The organism is Streptomyces mesophilus, from assembly GCF_040300965.1.
Taxonomy (GTDB): Bacteria; Actinomycetota; Actinomycetes; order Streptomycetales; family Streptomycetaceae; genus Streptomyces; species Streptomyces mesophilus_A.
Genome location: NZ_JBEPEW010000043.1, coordinates 39,601 through 56,576, shown reverse-complemented (window position 1 = coordinate 56,576; position 16,976 = coordinate 39,601). Strand labels below are relative to the sequence as shown.

Here is a 16,976-nt window from a genome sequence, read left to right as displayed (position 1 = left end):
CGGCGCTCGCCCGCCGCGGTCCGGCCGCGGCGGCGTGGCACGAGCGGGGCTGGCTGCGCAACATCAGTGCCAACACCCGCTATTCGCCGCTCACTCCGGTATGGAACCTCACGGGCTGGCCCGCGCTCTCGGTCCCGTTCGGCGCTCTTTCCTCGGGGCTGCCCTGCGCGGTGCAGCTGGTGGCGGCGCCGCACAGGGAGGACGAACTCCTGGACCTGGCCGGGACGTTGGAGTCCCTGCGCCCCTGGCGGCGGCACGCGCCGACCCCTTGAGGCGGTCTGCTACCAGTTCGTGAACGCCCCGTCCGCCGTGCGCAGATGGGGCCGTTCCGTCGTGAACGCCTGGTAGCCGCGGGCCTGTTCACGGTCGATGTCCACGCCGATGCCCGGCAGTTCACTGCGCTCGATCCGGCCGGCCCGTACCGTCGGCCGGTGGGTGAAGAGCGCGGCGATCTCGGGCTCGGGGTCGGTCTGGTGCTCCTGGATCGCCACGTTCGGGCAGGCCAGGTTGAGCTGCAGCGAGGAGGCGGCGGTGACGGGGCCGAGCGGATTGTGCGTGGCCAGCTTGATGTGGTGGGTCTCGGCCATGGCGGCGATCTTCTTCGCCTCGGTGAGCCCCGCGGCGACTCCGATGTCGACCCGTGCGTAGTCGATCAGGTCGCCCTCGATGAGGCTCCTGAACTCCCATTTGGAGCCGTACTGTTCACCGGCCGCGAGCGGTACGCCGGTGCGTGAGCGCAGCATCCGGTAGCTCTCGGGGTTCTCGCAGCGCAGCGGGTCCTCGACGAAGTACGGGCGGGCCGCCTCGATCTCCCGGCAGAGGGTGAGCGCCTCGGGCGGGTCGAGCCGGGTGTGCACGTCGAGGATCAGCTCGACGTCGTCGCCGACGGTCTCCCGTACCTCGTGGAAGAGCGCGACGGAATCCCGCAGACAGCGGCGCGCGTCCAGCACGTCGTCGGCGTCGTGCGGCGACGCGAACCGCAGATGCCGCCAGCCCTCGGCCACCAACTCCCGGCAGCGGTCCAGGAATCGGGGCCGGTCGTGGTACCCGTCGCCGACATGCACATACGCCGGTACGTGGTCGCGCACCCGGCCGCCGAGCAGCTCGTGCACCGGTACGCCGAGTGCCTTGCCGCGGATGTCCCACAGGGCCACGTCCACCGCGGCGATCGCGGCGCCGAGTATCCGGTCGGCGGGGAAGAAGCCGCGCCGGAACATCACCTGCCACAGGTGCTCGATCCGCCGCGGGTCCTCGCCCACGATCAGCTCGGCCAGATGCTCGAGGGCGCCGGCGACCGCGCGCTGACGTGAGCGGATGCCGACCTCGCCCAGACCGTGCACGCCCTCGTCGGTGTCGACGACGACGAGCATCATGCTGTCCCCGTGGTCGGGGAGAGTCAGCACTTCCAGGCCGGTGATCTTCATGCCACTCCTTGCGCTCGGCGCGTGATGAAAACGTTCCCGCAAAATCATGGGAGTTGATGAGAACGCATCATCGGCAGCGGTCGGGCGATCGCGCAAGTCCCCGCAGTGCAGGGAATTTTCATCGAGTTCACACTCTTGACACGCCCGGGAACGTTCGCAAGCATCCGTCAGGTCAGTCAGGAATCAGCCAGGCAACACCGGCTCGGGAGGACCTCAAGTGGCGGTCACCATCAGGGAAGTGGCGAGCGCGGCGGGCGTTTCGGTGTCCACCGTGTCGCGGGCCTTCACCTCGCCCGAGCAGGTGCAGCCGGCCACGCGGCAGCGCATCCTGGACGCCGCCGCCAAGCTCGGCTACGCGCCGAACCCGGCGGCGCGCAGTCTGCGCGGCGGCGGTACGGGCACACTCGGCCTGATCGTCCCGGATATCGCCAACCCGTTCTTCCCGCCGATCGTCAAGGCGGTCCAGGCGCGCGCCCGACGTCTCGGGTACACCGTTCTGGTCGCGGACAGCGACGAGCGCGAGGCCGATGAGCTGGAGACCATCGCGGCCGTGTCGAAGCGGGTCGACGGGCTGATCCTGTGGGCGTCGACCCTCACTGAGGACAAGCTGCGCGAGCTCGCCGCCCAGATGCCGCTGGTGGTCGTGAACCGCCAGGTGGAGGGCGTCGCGGAGGTGCGTATCTCGCTGTCCGCCGGGATCGCCCAGGCCGCCGAACTGCTGCGCGCCTACGGCCACCGGCGCTGTGTGTTCATCAACGCCTCCCGGGCCGAGCTGCGACGCGGCAAGTCCATCCAGGAGTCGTTCGAGGCGCTCGATCTCTCCCTGGTCGAACTCGGACCGTACGAGCCGCGGTTCGAGACCGGCGTACATGCCGCGACGCTGGTCGCCGCCCACGAGGCGACGGCAGTGATCGCGCACAACGACCTGGTCGCCCTGGGTGTGCTGCACCAGATGGCGAACCTGGGGGTGAGCGTGCCAGGGGACGTCAGCGTCATCGGGATCGACGACACCCTCCTCGCCTCGGTGTCGACACCGAGCCTCACCACCATCCGTATCGACCCCGAGGAGATCGCGACGCGCGCCGGCGATCTGCTCATCGAGACCATCAACGGCCGGCACACGGACGGTCCTGCCCCCTGCGTGGAGATCGGCTCCCGGCTCATCCCCCGCGCGTCGACGGGGCCGGCGCCGGTCGGCTGACCCGCCGTACCGCAAGGCCACAGCTCGAGGACCCCGTACCGCACCCTCCCCTGCCCTTTTTCGCCCTTCATGGAGTCGCCATGTCCACAATCTCCCGTCGTGCGGCCGCACTCGGCTGCATAGCCGTGACCCTCGCCCTCGCGGGCTGTTCCTCCCTGACGCCGGGCAAGGCCGGCGCGGACGGGGATCTGGTGCTGCGGGTGCAGGGCATGCCGCCGGCCACCGACAAGCCGGGCCTGAAGCTGTTCAAGCAGCAGGTCGCCGACTTCGAGAAGGCCAATCCGGGCATCAAGGTCAAGGGTTCGACGACCGTCTTCGACCCGCTGACGTTCTCCGCGAAGCTCTCGGGCGGCAGTGTCGAGGACGTCATCAAGGTCCCGCTGACCGAGCCGCAGCGCCTCATCCAGCAGAAGCAGGTCCAGCCGATCACCGGGCAGCTGAAGGAGTGGGACCACTTCAAGGAGTTCAACCCGCAGGTCCTGGAGCCGCTGAGCGACAGCGGCGGCGAGGTGTACGGGGTGCCGCAGAACCCGTACGCGCAGGGTCTGGTCTACAACCGCGACCTGTTCGAGAAGGCCGGCCTCGACCCGGACAAGCCGCCGGCGACCTGGGACGAGGTCCGCGCGGCCGCGAAGGCGATCAGCGAGAAGACCGGCAAGGCGGGCTTCGTGCACGAGTCCAAGGACAACCAGGGCGGCTGGCAGCTCGCGATGCTGTCGTACGCCTTCGGGGGCGAGCTCCAGACGGAGCGGGGCGGCAAGTACACCGCGACGCTCACGGGCGAACCGACCAAGAAGGCGCTGCGGCTCCTCAAGGACATGCGCTGGAAGGACGAGTCGCTCGGCAAGAACATGCTGAACAACCAGAACGACGTCATCAAGGCCTTCTCGGCCGGCCAGATCGGCATGTTCATGGGCAGCCCCGGCACCTACCGTCTGGCGAAGATGCAGTTCGGCATGGAGGACACCGACGCGTTCGGTGCCGCCCCGATGCCCCAGTCCGGCGGCAATGCGACGCTGACCGGCGGCGACATCTACATGGTCCCGAAGTCCGCGGACAACAAGCATGCCGAGGCCGCCGTGAAGTGGCTGACCTTCGCCTACGCCAAGCCGCAGTACAGCACCGAGGTCGCGGCCGCCCAGGCCAAGACCCTGTCCGCGGACCCGAAGTCGGCGGTGGGTGTGCCCACGCTGCCGGTCTTCGACGAGAAGCGGCAGCAGGAGATCAACACCGCGATCAAGCCGTATGTGAACGTGAAGCTGGAGCACTTCAGGCCCTACACGGACGGCCTGTCGAAGCTGGAGCTCAAGCCCGAACCGCCCTACCAGGCACAGACCTTGTACACGGCGCTCGACTCGGTGGTGCAGGCGGTGCTCACCAAGAAGGACGCGGATGTCGACGCGCTGCTCGCGTCGGCCGAGAAGGACGTCAACGCCAAGCTCGCCGCGGACCAGAAGTGAGTGTGCTGACCGAGGAGCGGCGGGCGGTGGTCTCCAAGCAGGCCACGCCCACGCCGCGCAAGCGGAAGTCCGGCACGGGAGGTGCCCGCCGGCAGCTCACCGCCTGGCTGTTCCTGCTGCCGACCCTGGTCGTCTTCGGGCTCTTCGCCTGGTGGCCGATCGTGCGCAGTCTCCTGATCAGCTTCCAGCAGACGAATCTCGTCGATCCCGCGGTCTGGGTCGGTCTGGACAACTTCCGTGCCCTGTTCGACGATCCGCTGCTCGGCACGGCAGTCGGCAACACCTTGTTCTTCGTGGGGCTCGGGCTGCTGATCGGCTTCCCGGCGCCGCTGATCCTGGCAGCCGTCATGTCGACCGTGCGGCGCGGCGCCGGGGTCTACCGCTTCCTGGTGTATCTGCCGGTGGTCATTCCGCCGGTGGTGGCGATCCTGCTGTGGAAGTGGTTCTACGACCCCGGGGCCGGCCTGTTCAACAACGCACTCGGCAAGATCGGCCTGGGCCCGTACTCCTGGCTCGAGTCCTCCGACAGCGCGATGCTGTCGCTGGTCCTGGAGGCGACCTGGGCGGGCATGGGCGGCGCGGTCCTCATCTACCTGGCCGCGATGGTCTCCGTCCCCGGCGAGCTGTACGAGGCGGCCGAGGTGGACGGCGCGGGGATCTGGCGGCGCATCTGGCACGTCATGCTCCCCCAACTGCGGCCTGTCATCGGCCTGTTGCTGCTGGTCCAGCTGATCAACACGGTGCAGGTCTTCACCGAGCCGTACGTCTTCACCGGCGGCGGACCCGAGAACGCCACGCTGACCGTGCTCCTGCTCATCTTCCGTTACGCCTTCCAGGACGGCGCCTACGGCCAGGCGGCCGCGCTCTCCTTCCTGATGGTGCTCGCCCTGGCCGCCTTGTCGGCGGTGTATCTGCGGGCCACCCGCAGCTGGAGCAAGTCATGACCACGCTCACCACCTTCGTATCGACCAACGACCGACAGCGCCCGGGTGTACGGGCCGCCGTGCGCAGCATCCAGATCGGCACGCTGATCCTGCTGCTCCTCATCGGGATCGGACCGCTCTACTGGATGGTCAAGGGCGCGGTGTCACCGCCCACCGAGCTGACCACACAGCCCCTCGCGCTCTGGCCGGACAAGCCGCTGCTCGGGAACTTCTCCACGGCGTACACGGATCTGAGCGTGGGCCGCTATCTGGCGAACACCTTCGCCGTGGTGGGCGGTTCATGGTTCGTGCAGCTGTTCATCTCGGCCACCGCCGGGTTCGCGCTGTCGGTGCTCCGCCCGAAGTTCGGCACGGTGATCTACGGGGCGATCCTGGCCACGATGTTCGTGCCGTACACGGTGAACATGGTCAGCCTGTTCATGACCGTCATCGACGTGCCGTTCCTGCATCTCAACCTCGGCGACACCTACTGGGCGATCTGGCTGCCGGCCGGAACCAACGCCTTCACGGTGCTGCTCGCCAAGCAGTTCTTCGACGCGCTGCCGAAGGAGCTGTTCGACGCGGCCCGCGTGGACGGCGCGAACACCTGGCAGCTGCTCACCCGGATCGTGCTGCCGATGAGCCGGCCGGTGCTCGCGGTGATCTCCCTGCTCGCCGTGATGCACAGCTGGAAGGACTTCATCTGGCCGCTGGTCGCGATCACCGACCCGGAAAAGCAGCCGATCAGTGTCGCGCTCCACCAGCTCGCCACGCAGGCACCGCAGGACCAGCTGATCGCCGCGATGGTGCTGGCCGTCGCACCGCCGGTCCTTGTCTTCGTGGTCTGCCAGAAGTACATCGTCGCCGGTCTCGGCTTCACCGGCGTCAAGGGCTGAGCCTCTCCACTCCTTTCCTGAACAAGAGAAAGGCACCTCCATGTCAGTCGCCCGCCGCAGATTCCTCCAGGGCTCGGCCGCCGCCACCGGCGCGACGCTGCTGCCCGTGTCGCTCGCGCACGCCGCCGAGCAGGTCACCATCGACGCCGACGGCATCAAGCTGATCGGCCGCACCGACGGATCCGTGCTCATCCAGGACGGAGCCGGCACCGGCCGGGTCGAGCTGAGCCACTTCATGATCAAGGACTCGGCGCTCGGGCAGCAGCGCACCTTCGGAGGCACCCCGGCGCTGGTCACGTTGCCGGACGGGCGGTCCGCGCTGCGGGTCACGTATGCGATGGGCAGTGGCGCACCCGGGGTGACCGTGCGCGGCACGTTCGACGTGACGGCCCGGCGCGCGCATCTGAAGTGGGAGGTGAGCGGCTCGTCCACACTCACGCCGACCGGTTTCATGTTCGCGCGTACGGTGCTCACCCCGAGCGCACCCGAGTCCTATGAGGCGCTGACCCTGTGGGAGCGCGACGCGCGGGGCGGTATCCCGTACGAGGTGAACGCGGGCCGCGCGTACACGGCGACCTGGGGCGACACCAAGGGCTCGTTCTGCCTGCCGAGTTCCAATCCCTCGTACACGAACGCCACTTGGATCCACTCCCCCGGCACTGCGACCGGCACCTCCGCCGCCGTCACGGAGGCGGACTTCGTACTGGGCGATCTGCGGCCGCGCGCGGCGGGCACCATCGCCGCGGGTCGGGTGCTGGGGGTGGAGGTCTGGTCGGAGCAGCCGTTCGGTCTCTTCAAGGCTGCCGGGCAGACGATGACGCTCAAGGCGCAGGTCGTGAACGGGTCGACGGCCACCAAACCGGTCACGCTCACGTGGTGGGCGCGGGACTTCGCCGGGAAGAAGCTGGCGGGCGGAACGCTCACCAAGTCCCTTGCGACGGGCGCCTCCTGGGACGCCGCGTTCCCCGTCACCTCCCCCTCGCAGGGCATCGTCTTCACCGAGGTGTCGGCCGTCAGCGGCAGCGACAGGGCGCTGGCCCGTACGAACCTGTCCGTGCTGCCGGACTTCGCGTACAAGGCGGGCACGGAGTCGATGTTCGGGCTCGCCAACTATCCCTGGCTGCTCAAGCCGAGCAAGGACGCGGTCCTGGGGCTGCTCAAGACGCTCGGCATGAAGTGGATCCGGATCGCGTACGCGGGTGCGCCCGGAATCGATATCGCGACGCTCGACGCCAACGGCATAGCGCACAACGTGGAGTTGAGCGGCATCCCCGTCGGCGGCACCCCGGAGCAGATCGCGGCCTGGGCCGACACGAACGTCGCCAAGGCGCTGGACGCGAAGGCCGCGTACTTCGAGGTCAGCAACGAGGTCAACCAGCCGTGGATGTCGGGCCGCGGCGCCGACCTCTATGTACGCGACGGCCTCAAGCAGGTCACCGACCGTCTGGAGGCGGCCGGTTCGACGATGAAGGTCATGAACGCCGGGCTCGGCGGCATGGACTACGTCTGGACGAAGAACTTCCATGACGCGGGCGGCTGGGACCTCATCGACGCCTTCGCGTTCCACCCGGGCCGCGGCAACTTCACCGCCGACCACGCACCACCGCCCGAGGAGTGGGAACAGGGCCCTGCCGGTTCGTACTGGAACTTCCTCGGCGCCCTGCTCAAGGCCAAGCAGGTCATCGCGGAGTACGGCGAGAAGGAGCTGTGGCTCACCGAGGCGTACGCGCCGACCAAGCCCAACGCCTGGTGGTCCGACACCTATCGGCACGCCGCCGAGAACACCCTGCTCACCCTGGCGCTGTGCAAGGCGGAGGGGGTGCGGGGCGTCAACTGGTACCAGCTGCACGACTCGACCATCCACCACCCGCAGGAGGCCGACCCCGCCAACCCCGAGTACCACTACGGCCTGCTCAACCGGGACACCAGCGCCAAGCCCTCGCTGCTCGCCTACGCGACGGCGGCCCGGGTACTCGACCAGGCCGAATTCGTACGGAAGTTGGCCTTCGCCGACCCGGACGTGAAGGGGCTGCTCTTCAGCACGCCCGGCGGCCCGGTGTCGATCCTGTGGTCCCGAAAGGACGGCTACCTCCTCAACACCGACCACGGCGAGGACCCCTTCTACGCCACCCCCGAGCCCTGGCTCGACCCGTGGCCGACCAAGACCGACGTGATCGCCCACTCCGCGACGGTCGCCGGCACGGTGCGCGAGCTCAACTGCATCGGCCAGGAACGGACGCTGACCGCCGCCGCCGGCAAGGTGAGGCTCACGCTCGACGGTGCCCCGCGGATCTACTACGGCCTCGCGGCCAACCCCGACTGGAAGTAAGGATCATGCAGAGCGAGACGGTTCGGCACGACATCACCGTCGTCGGCGGCGGCCTGGCCGGGGTGTGCGCGGCGATCGCCGCGGCACGCCTGGGCCGGCACGTCGCCCTGGTCACCAACAGGCCGGTGCTCGGCGGCAATTCGAGCAGCGAGGTCCGGGTGTGGGTGTGCGGCGCGACCGGGCACGGCAAGAACCACTTCGCCCGCGAGGGCGGCATCATGGGCGAGCTGTTCGTGGAGAACCAGTACCGCAACCCGGACGGCAATCCGTACTTCTGGGACGCCCTGATCCTGGACTTCGTGCGCGCCGAGCCGACCCTCTCGCTCTACCTCAACACCGACGTACGCGAGGTGGACGCCGACGGACCCGACGACGAGCGGCGCATCACCGCCGTCACCGGCTGGATGATGGGCTCCGAACGGCTGATCCGCTTCGAGAGCGACCTGTTCCTCGACTGCACCGGCGACGGCCTCGTCGGCCATCTGGCCGGGGCCCATCATCGCATCGGCCGCGAGGCCCGAGCCGACTACGACGAGCCGTGGGCGCCGGAGGCCGCCGACGACATCACGCTCGGCTCGACGCTCCTCTTCTACACGAAGGACGCCGGGCACCCCGTGCGGTACGTTCCCCCGGCCTTCGCGAAGGACATCGCGCAGACCTCGATCCCGCAGCGCCGCATCATCAAGGCCGGTGACAACGGGTGCGCGTACTGGTGGATCGAGTTCGGCGGCGAGCTGGACACCGTGCACGACAACGAGCGCATCCGCGACGAACTCTGGTCGGTGATCTACGGAATCTGGGACCACATCAAGAACTCCGGCGAGTTCGACGCGGCGAACATGACCCTGGAGTGGGTGGGTTCACTCCCCGGCAAGCGCGAGTACCGGCGTTTCCTCGGCGACTATGTGCTGCACCAGGGCGACATCCTCGGCCAGAGAGAGTTCGCCGACCGGGTGGCGTTCGGCGGCTGGTCCATCGATCTGCATCCGCCGCAGGGCATGTACGCCACGGAGGCGGGCGCCAAACAGCGCTACGCGGACGGGATCTACCACATCCCGTATCGCAGCCTCTACTCGGTGAACACCACGAACCTGCTGTTCGCGGGCCGCAACATCTCGGCCTCGCATGTCGCGTTCGGCTCGACGCGCGTGATGGCGACCTGCGCGACGCTGGGCCAGGCGGCGGGCACGGCGGCCGCGCTGTGTGCGGCGTCGGCGGTGACACCGCGCGCGCTGCCGGTCGCGGAGCTGCAACGGACGCTGCTGCGGGCGGACGCCTCACTGATCGGGCTCCCGGCCGCGGACGACCCCGAGGATCTGGCCCTACAGGCCACGGTGACGGCCTCGAGTGCACTGACCGCACTCACGGTTGAGGGTGCACACGAGGCCTGGCCACTCACCGCCGACGCCGGCCTCGTCCTGCCCGCCGACCCCGGTCTCACCGGTGTGGAGCTGCTCGTCGACGCCTGCGACGACACGGAGCTGACCTTCGACCTGTACGACCCGGAGCTCGGCCAGAACTATGTGCCGCGCCGTCTCGTCGCCACGTCCACCGTGCCGGTGGCCGCCGGCGCCGGGCAGTGGGTGAAGACCGGGCTCGACTGGTCGCCCGGGACCCCGCGCAACGCGTTCCTCGTCGTGCGGGCCGACGAACGGGTCTCGCTGCGCGTGGCCGATGCCGCGACGCCGGGCGTGCTCTGCTTCACCCGCGTACCGCTGCGGCCGCAGGACGAGTCCCCGCAGCCGCTGCGCGAATGGACCGACTCCGGACTGCTGCGGCGGACCTTCTGCCTGCGGACCGGGGCGACCGCCGCGTATCTGCCCGAGAAGGCGGTCGACGGTTTTCTGCGGCCCTACGCCGGACCGCACCTGTGGGTGTCGGATCCCGCGGACACGGCACCTGAGCTGCGGCTCGCATGGGACCGGCCGGTCGAGCTCGCGCGGATCGAGGTGATCGCCGACGACGACGTCAACGAGGACCTGATCAACCTCCACCACCATCGCACCCCCTTCGAGGTGATGCCGACGCTGGTCAAGGACTTCCGCATCGAGGTGCTCGGCACGCACGGCGAGTGGGAGGCCGTGGCCCGGACCACGGACAACCGCAGGCGCCGGATCGAGCACATCCTCGAATCCCCGGTGACGACCGCGGCCCTGCGGGTCGTGGTGGAGTCCACGAACGGTGCCGCTGCGGCGCGGATCATCGCCGTACGGGCGTACGCGGGAGGTGCCCGGGGATGAGGGTCCTGGTCACGGGGGCGGCAGGCCGGATCGGGCGTGCGGTGCTCACGCTGCTCGCCGAGCGCGGGATCGAGGCGAACGCGCTGGTCCTGGAGGACCCGGGGAATCTCGACGCGCGCCTGGTGGTGACGGGCGACGCGTGCGACGCGAAGGCCGTGGCGGCGGCGCTCGATGGCGCCGATGCGGTGATCCACCTGGCCGCGATCCCCACGCCCGAACGGAACACTCCGCAGGAGGTGTTCGGCGGCAACTCCCTCGCCACGTTCACGGTGCTCGAGGAGGCCGGGCGGGCCGGTGTGCGGCATGCGGCGGTCGCGAGTTCCTGGGGTGCGACGGGGCTGCCGTGGACGTCCGATCCTGATCCGCACCCCGCGTATGTCCCGGTGGACGAGCGGATGCCGGCGCAGGTCGCCGATCCGTACGGTCTCGCCAAGCAGACGGACGAACTGACCGCCGCGATGATGGCACGTCGGCACGGGATCGGCGTGGTGTGTCTGCGCTACCCGTTCGTGGGCGGCTTCGAGGAACGGCTGCTCGCGCACGCGGCCCGGGTCAGGGCACAACCCGCGCTCGGCGCACGGGACTTGTGGACGTATCTGGAGGTCCGCGACGCGGCCCGCGCGGCGGTGCTCGCGCTCGACGTGCCCGGTCCGGGCGCGCACACCGTGCATGTGTGCGCGCCCGAAACCCTGGCGGATGAGGCGACGGAAGATCTCCTGCGCCGCTACCACCCGGACACCGAGGTGCGGCGGCCGCTGCCCGGCCGGACCGCTCCGGTGGACACCACGGCCGCCCGTGAGCTGCTGGGGTTCGAGGCTCGGTTCCTGGTGCCTCGATAAGCCTCGGGTCCTGCGAAGACGTACGTCTCAACCGATGCCCGGCAGAACCGTCTCAACGTTGCCCGGCAGAACCGTCTCAACTGACGCTCGGCAGAACGTACGTCTCAGTCGACCGTCTCAGTCGACGCTCGGCAGAATGTGCGGCTCGGCGAGGTCGTCCTCGTACCCCGCGAGGCGGATCGGCGCCGACCGCGCCCACACCTCGAGGCTGCCCAGCTGGTCCCCGCGCCGGCGGCCGGCTCGGTCGCGCCGTTCCTTGGGGGCCAGTTGCTCACTCTTTGACTTGTCTGGTGTCACCGCGCACTCCTTATGTGTCGCGTAACCCCCGGTCGTACCGGCGACGCCCGCAGTCCGGGGCGCCGCGGCCGCCCGGTAGGGGCATCGTCTCGGCCAGTTCGGTCGCGGTGGCGCCGGTGTCTCATGCGGGACTCACCGTGGTGACCGGCTTGCCCCAGGACGGACCCAAGGGTGTGGGTGGAACCCGTTGTGGCGGTCCGTCCCGACCAGAGTAACCAAATGAGCGCGGCCCCGCTCTATGGGGAGGCAAAGTCTTGGTACAACCCCGGGGATACGGCGCAAAACGTCGGTACGGGTTCCCGATTCCGGCCGGATCAGGCTCTCGGCTGCGCATGGTTCAGCCCGTGTTGGCCTCACGGTCAGCCCGGCCTGCTCTCCTGGCACTGCACCGCACAGCCCATAAGCCGCACACCACATCTCGCAAGCCGCACCGCACACCCCACCCGCCGCATCGCGCACCCGCCCGCGGTCGTGGACCGGAAGGAGCCGCCATGGAGTCGCGCACCGAGTCGCCGACGGTGACGAGCGTCCGCACCATCGACGCACCGACCATCGTCGAACCGACGAGCGTCCGCACGATCGACGAAGCGACCATCGACGAACCGACGAGCATCCGCACGATCGACGCACTGATGAATCTGCTGCACGCCTGCCGGGGCGCCTGGGACACCCCGGACCGCAGCGGCGATCCCGTCGATCTGCACGACCACGCGCTGCAGACCGCCGCGCTGCTGCGCCGCTCCCACCCCGCCGACAAGGAGCTCCAGGTCGCCGGGCTCGTGCACGACCTCGGTCATCTGCTGCGGCCGGGGGACGACGCGGCGCACGCCGATCACGCCGCCGCCGCCGTGCGCTCGCTGCTCGGCCACCGGGTGGCCGAGCTTGTCCGGCTGCACGTACCCGCCAAGCGCTACCTCGCCGCGACCGAGCCCGGCCGCGCCCTGTCCGAGCAGAGCGCGCTGACGCTGCGGGCCCAGGGCGGGGTGATGACGCACGAGGAGGCGGCGGCGTTCGCGGCCCATCCGTATGCGGAGGATGCCGTCACGCTGCGGCAGGCCGACGACGCCGGGAAGGTGGTCGGTCTCGACGCCGGGGTCATGGAGGACTGGCGGCCGGTGCTCGAGCTGGTGGCGGGTGCGGTCGGGCAGGCGACGGGGCCGCGCACGCACGGGTGACCGGGCCTCGTACGCGCGGCTGCCGGGTGCACGGCTCTCCCTCTTGACGCCCCGTCATGTCACCGTACGCGGATGGCATCTCAAGGAGCGGAACGCGAACTCGACGGCAGGGCAGCCCTGGTGACCGGCGCGACGCGCGGGATCGGCCTCGCCGTCGCCCGGCGGCTCGGGGCGGCGGGTGCGGGCGTGTGTGTCACGGGCCGGGATCCCGACGGGGTGCGGCGGGCCGTCGATGACCTGGACAAGGCCGGCGTGCGGGCCGTCGGCTGCGCGGGAGACGTGGCCGACGCCGACCACCTCCCGGCCTGCGTACGGCGGACCGTCGACGCGTTCGGGCGTCTCGACGTCCTCGTGAACAACGCCGCCACGAACCAGCCGTACGGTCCGCTGATGGACGCCGACCCCGACAGCTGGACCTCGGCCTTCGCCACGAATGTCGAAGCCCCGCTCCGGCTGGTGCAGTTGGCGTGGCGGGCCTGGATGCGCGAGCACGGCGGGGCCGTCGTGAACATCTGCACCGAGGGCACCCACGGCGTCGGACCGAACGTCGGCGCGTACGGCACGAGCAAGGCGGCCCTGCTGCACCTCACCCGCCAGCTCGCCGGCGAACTCGCCCCGCGGGTACGGGTGAACGCCGTCTCCCCCGGCCTGGTGCGCACCGAGATGGCCCGCTTCGTCTGGGAGGGCGCCGAGCGGCGCATCGCGGACGGACTGCCGCTCGGCAGGATCGGCGAGCCCGAGGACATCGCCGAGGCGGTGCACTGGCTGGTCTCGGACGCCGCACGCTGGGTGACGGGCACGGACCTGCTCGTGGACGGCGGCACGCGGGTACGCACGGCCGCCCCATCGGCCGCGGGGTACGCGGTGCATGAGCAGTTGCGGGCGGCGGGCGGCGGATCCGCGGGCTGAGGCCGCATTGTGGACCACGCCGGGCTCGCGGGCCCGGTCCGCAGGTCAGGCCTTGCGGTCGTCCGACCGGCGGGGCTTCAGCGGGTCTCGAGAGTGAGCTGCAGGCCCCGGATCCGGAAGCGCCGATACGGCCGCAGCCCGGCGAACCGTACTTCCTGTTCCGTGGCGAGGTCGGCCCGTTCGGCTGCCCGAGCGGTGGCCGTCGACAGGTGAGTGCAGGTCACAAGCCAGACCCGGGATGCCCCCTCCAGGCGGCGGGCGAGGGTGACCGGGTCGGCGGCCTCGTCGTCGAGCGCGTCGGTTTCGGCTGCGGTGCGGGAGCGGCCGATATCGGTCACCCCCGCGAACGCCTCTTGGTAGGCGGTGGAGATCAGTCCGCACCGTGCACCGGTGAACACCACGGCGTCCCCGGAGGCGCCGTGGGCGCGCAGGATCCGGACGGCGGCCGCGGTGTCCCACGCGCGGCTCTCCTCCAGGCGTATCGCCCGATGGGTGAAGGCCAGGGGCGCGACCATGGCCAGGACGAGCGCGATCCGGGCCGGCCAAGCGAGCGCGAGGAGACCGCCGGCGAGCAACAGCGCCAGGGCCGGCAGACAGAAGAGCAGATAGCGGTAGGCGAACAGGGGTTGCGTCGACGCCGCCAGAGCAAGCAGCACCGGGGGCATGACCAGCCACGGCAGCCCGACTGCCGTGAGCAGCGGCGGGGTTGTACGTCGCCGTACGAGCAGAGCCGTCAAGGCGAGCAGGACCGAACCCAGGAGCAGGACCTTCAGCCACGGCAGGAGTGTGTCCTGGCCAGGGCTCAGCAGCCAGGAGAAGAAGGACAGCGGGGTTCCCGCGGTGAGCGGCGGAGCCTCGCCCACGGCGGAATGCTGGGTGAGGCCGAGGATCAGCAAGGGCGCCACGGCCACGAGCCCCGCCACCTGCGCGCCGGCCACACGCCGGAACGTGCGCCGACCGGGACGCATCCACGCCATGGTCACCACATGCGCCGCGAGCAGCAGCAGCCCCATGACGTTGAACCAGCCGAGCACCGCCACCAGCACCGCGTACGTGACAGGCCACCGGCGGCCGGCCCCGTCATCGCCTTCATCGCCGCCGACGCCGTCGAGGAGGACCTTGACCAAGGCTCCCGTGGCCAGCACGGCCGCTGCCATGACGAAGGCGAACGACCGGCCCTCCTGCGCATAGCGGGATGCAGTCGGGGCCACCGCGAGGGCAAGCCCGGCACACACGCCCAGGCGCGGTCCGCCCAGCGAGCGGCCCAGCCACACCATCCCCGCCACGGCCGCGGCGACCGCCGCAGCGGACGGGAGCCGCACGGTGAACGCGTTCACCGAACTCACCTGCCCCACCAGGTGGATCAGCACGTAGTGCAGGCCGTGCACGGCGTCGACCCGGCCGAGCAGTGCGAACAGCTCCGGCCACGAGCGCCGCGCCACGTCCATGGTGACGATCTCGTCCGTCCACGGGGACGGGCCCGTATTGCCCCACAGGCCGAGCGCGAACGCGAGGACCGGCAGCGCCAAGCCCGCGGCGCGCAGGCGGGCAGGGAACCTCACGCTGTTCCCTCTCTGCGGCTCCGGCGGGTCGGGCCCCAGCGTGGCGCGTTTCCACGGCGCGGGCCTCGGCCGTTCGGCCAGAGTTCAGAAGCAGCCGCGTACCGCTCGGCCGACTACCGCCTGGCGCCTACCACTTGCCGGGCGCGTAATCCTTCAGGAAGACCCCGTACACGTCCTCGCCCGCCTCGCCGCGGACCACCGGGTCGTACACCCGGGCCGCGCCGTCGACCAGGTCGAGGGGGGCGTGGAAGCCCTCCTCGGCGAGGCGGAGCTTGTCGTAGTGCGGGCGCTCGTCGGTGATCCAGCCGGTGTCGACGGAGGTCATCAGAATGCGGTCCGTCTCGAACATCTCGGCGGCGCTGGTGCGCGTCACCATGTTCATCGCGGCCTTGGCGGCGTTGGTGTTGGGGTGTCCCGCGCCCTTGTAACCGCGGTTGAACACCCCTTCCATCGCCGAGACGTTGACGACGTACGCGCGACCCGAAGCGGCCTTGCCCGCGGCCTCTGCCATCGAGGCGCGCAGCTTGCTGATGAGGATGAACGGCGCGGTGTAGTTGCACAGCTGGGTCTCGAGCAGCTCCACCGGGGAGATCTGCTCGATGGACTGCACCCAGGTGTTGGTGTCCACGACATCGGGCACGAGCCCGCCCGCGTCGATGGCGGTGCCGTCGCGGTGCTTCTCGATGCTGGCGTGACCGCCCACCAGCGCGAGGTCGGCGACCTGCTGTGCGTCCATGCCCGAGATCCCGGCGGGCAGTGCCTGGATGCCGTCCACGGCACCGGAGTTGAAGGCGCCGATGACGTGGTACGGGGGCAGCTCGCCGGCGGGCAGCGGCGCACTCTCGCCGTCGACCAGGGCGGCGTAGGCGGAGGGCAGCCGGCGTACGGTCTGGGTGGCGTTGTTGATCAGGATGTCGAGCGGGCCCTGCTCGGCGACCTGGTCGGCGAGCGAGACGGCCTGCGCCGGGTCGCGCAGGTCGATGCCGACGACCTCGAGGCGGTGGATCCAGTCCGCGGAGTCGTCCATCGCCTTGAAGCGGCGGATGGCGTCCTTGGGGAAGCGGGTGGTGATCGTGGTGTGCGCACCGTCGCGAAGCAGCCGCAGCGCGATGTACATGCCGATCTTCGCGCGGCCGCCGGTGAGCAGCGCGCGCTTGCCGGTCAGATCGGCGCGGGCGTCCCGCTTGGCGCGGTTCTCGACCGCGCACTTCTGGCACAGCTGGTGGTAGAACGCGTCGACCTCGACGTACCGCGCCTTGCAGACGTAGCAGGAACGCGGCCGCTGCAGTATCCCGGCGATCTCACTGACCACGGACGAGCTGGGCAGCAGCCCCTGGGTCTCGTCGTCGATGCGCTCGGCGGAGCCGGTGGCCGTGGCGTGGGTGACCTTGCGGTCGTGCTCGGTCTTGGCGGCCCGGCGCTCCTGGCGGCGGCGCTGCTTCACCGTGCGGTAGATCCCGGCGGTGGCGCGGCGGACCTTGATCGCGTCGGGGTGGTCGACCTCGAGCTTGTCGAGCTCGTCGAGCACGGCGAGACAGATGGCGAGCCGCTCCGGATCGATGCCGGGGCCGAAGTCCTGGCTGTCCGGGGTGTCACTGGTCACGGTCATCGCCGCTGCTTCCTCGTACGGGTGGGGGCGCACCGGCGCCATGATGATTCCAAAAGGGGGATTTTACGGAGTGGAGGCGTTGCTCTCCAAACCGCTTCCCTCTCCGGGAACC

General features: G+C 70.2%; 14 protein-coding genes. 10 read left to right on the top strand and 4 right to left on the bottom strand.

The features are described from left to right. Nucleotides 1-272: amidase family protein (locus ABT367_RS17650; protein WP_352254000.1), on the top strand; the 272-nt coding region annotated here is incomplete at its 5' end. A 9-nt stretch (nt 273-281) separates the two neighbouring features. Here the strand turns inward: ABT367_RS17650 and ABT367_RS17645 are convergent. Further along, nucleotides 282-1,424 (bottom strand): mandelate racemase/muconate lactonizing enzyme family protein, encoded by a 1,143-nt coding sequence (locus tag ABT367_RS17645; RefSeq protein ID WP_352253999.1) that lies wholly within the window; start codon nt 1,422-1,424, stop codon nt 282-284. 217 nt (nt 1,425-1,641) lie between these two features. Here ABT367_RS17645 and ABT367_RS17640 point away from each other — a divergent pair, with 217 nt between their 5' ends. From ABT367_RS17640 to ABT367_RS17610, 7 genes are all read left to right on the top strand, one after another. Then, nucleotides 1,642-2,625: a LacI family DNA-binding transcriptional regulator gene (locus tag ABT367_RS17640; RefSeq protein ID WP_352253998.1), complete on the top strand. Its 984-nt coding sequence runs from the start codon at nt 1,642-1,644 to the stop codon at nt 2,623-2,625. An 80-nt stretch (nt 2,626-2,705) separates the two neighbouring features. After that, complete coding sequence (locus tag ABT367_RS17635; protein ID WP_352253997.1) at nt 2,706-4,085, top strand: ABC transporter substrate-binding protein; 1,380 nt, start codon at nt 2,706-2,708, stop codon at nt 4,083-4,085. Further along, entirely contained in the window at nt 4,082-5,029 is a 948-nt protein-coding gene (locus ABT367_RS17630) for a carbohydrate ABC transporter permease (protein WP_352253996.1), read from the top strand. Before ABT367_RS17635 ends, ABT367_RS17630 begins: the two co-directional genes overlap by 4 nt. Beyond that, nucleotides 5,026-5,904 carry a carbohydrate ABC transporter permease gene (locus tag ABT367_RS17625; protein ID WP_352253995.1) on the top strand — a complete coding sequence of 293 codons (879 nt, stop codon included), beginning with the start codon at nt 5,026-5,028 and terminating at the stop codon, nt 5,902-5,904. The genes ABT367_RS17630 and ABT367_RS17625 overlap by 4 nt, the downstream gene beginning before the upstream one ends. 40 nt (nt 5,905-5,944) lie before the next feature. After that, entirely contained in the window at nt 5,945-8,233 is a 2,289-nt protein-coding gene (locus ABT367_RS17620) for a hypothetical protein (protein WP_352253994.1), read from the top strand. 5 nt (nt 8,234-8,238) lie between these two features. Continuing rightward, nucleotides 8,239-10,473, top strand: a complete 2,235-nt coding sequence (locus ABT367_RS17615; protein WP_352253993.1) for an FAD-dependent oxidoreductase — start codon at nt 8,239-8,241, stop codon at nt 10,471-10,473. Beyond that, the gene (locus ABT367_RS17610; RefSeq protein WP_352253992.1) at nt 10,470-11,312 is read left to right on the top strand and encodes an NAD-dependent epimerase/dehydratase family protein; all 843 of its coding nucleotides are present in this window, start codon (nt 10,470-10,472) and stop codon (nt 11,310-11,312) included. The genes ABT367_RS17615 and ABT367_RS17610 overlap by 4 nt, the downstream gene beginning before the upstream one ends. Before the next feature lie 117 nt (nt 11,313-11,429). Here ABT367_RS17610 and ABT367_RS17605 read toward each other — a convergent pair whose 3' ends face one another. After that, entirely contained in the window at nt 11,430-11,609 is a 180-nt protein-coding gene (locus tag ABT367_RS17605) for a hypothetical protein (RefSeq protein WP_093607003.1), read from the bottom strand. Between the two features lie 632 nt (nt 11,610-12,241). Here ABT367_RS17605 and ABT367_RS17600 point away from each other — a divergent pair. Then, entirely contained in the window at nt 12,242-12,784 is a 543-nt protein-coding gene (locus tag ABT367_RS17600; RefSeq protein ID WP_352254002.1) for an inositol oxygenase family protein, read from the top strand. A 72-nt stretch (nt 12,785-12,856) separates the two neighbouring features. Next, nucleotides 12,857-13,693, top strand: a complete 837-nt coding sequence (locus ABT367_RS17595) for an SDR family oxidoreductase (protein WP_352253991.1) — start codon at nt 12,857-12,859, stop codon at nt 13,691-13,693. A gap of 77 nt (nt 13,694-13,770) precedes the next feature. Here the strand turns inward: ABT367_RS17595 and ABT367_RS17590 are convergent, their stop codons facing one another. Both ABT367_RS17590 and ABT367_RS17585 read right to left on the bottom strand, forming a co-directional pair. Beyond that, on the bottom strand, nt 13,771-15,255 hold the full coding sequence (locus tag ABT367_RS17590; protein WP_352253990.1) for a glycosyltransferase family 39 protein: 1,485 nt from the start codon (nt 15,253-15,255) through the stop codon (nt 13,771-13,773). A 127-nt stretch (nt 15,256-15,382) separates the two neighbouring features. Continuing rightward, nucleotides 15,383-16,864 (bottom strand): SDR family NAD(P)-dependent oxidoreductase, encoded by a 1,482-nt coding sequence (locus ABT367_RS17585; protein ID WP_352253989.1) that lies wholly within the window; start codon nt 16,862-16,864, stop codon nt 15,383-15,385. Nucleotides 16,865-16,976 lie beyond the last annotated feature (112 nt).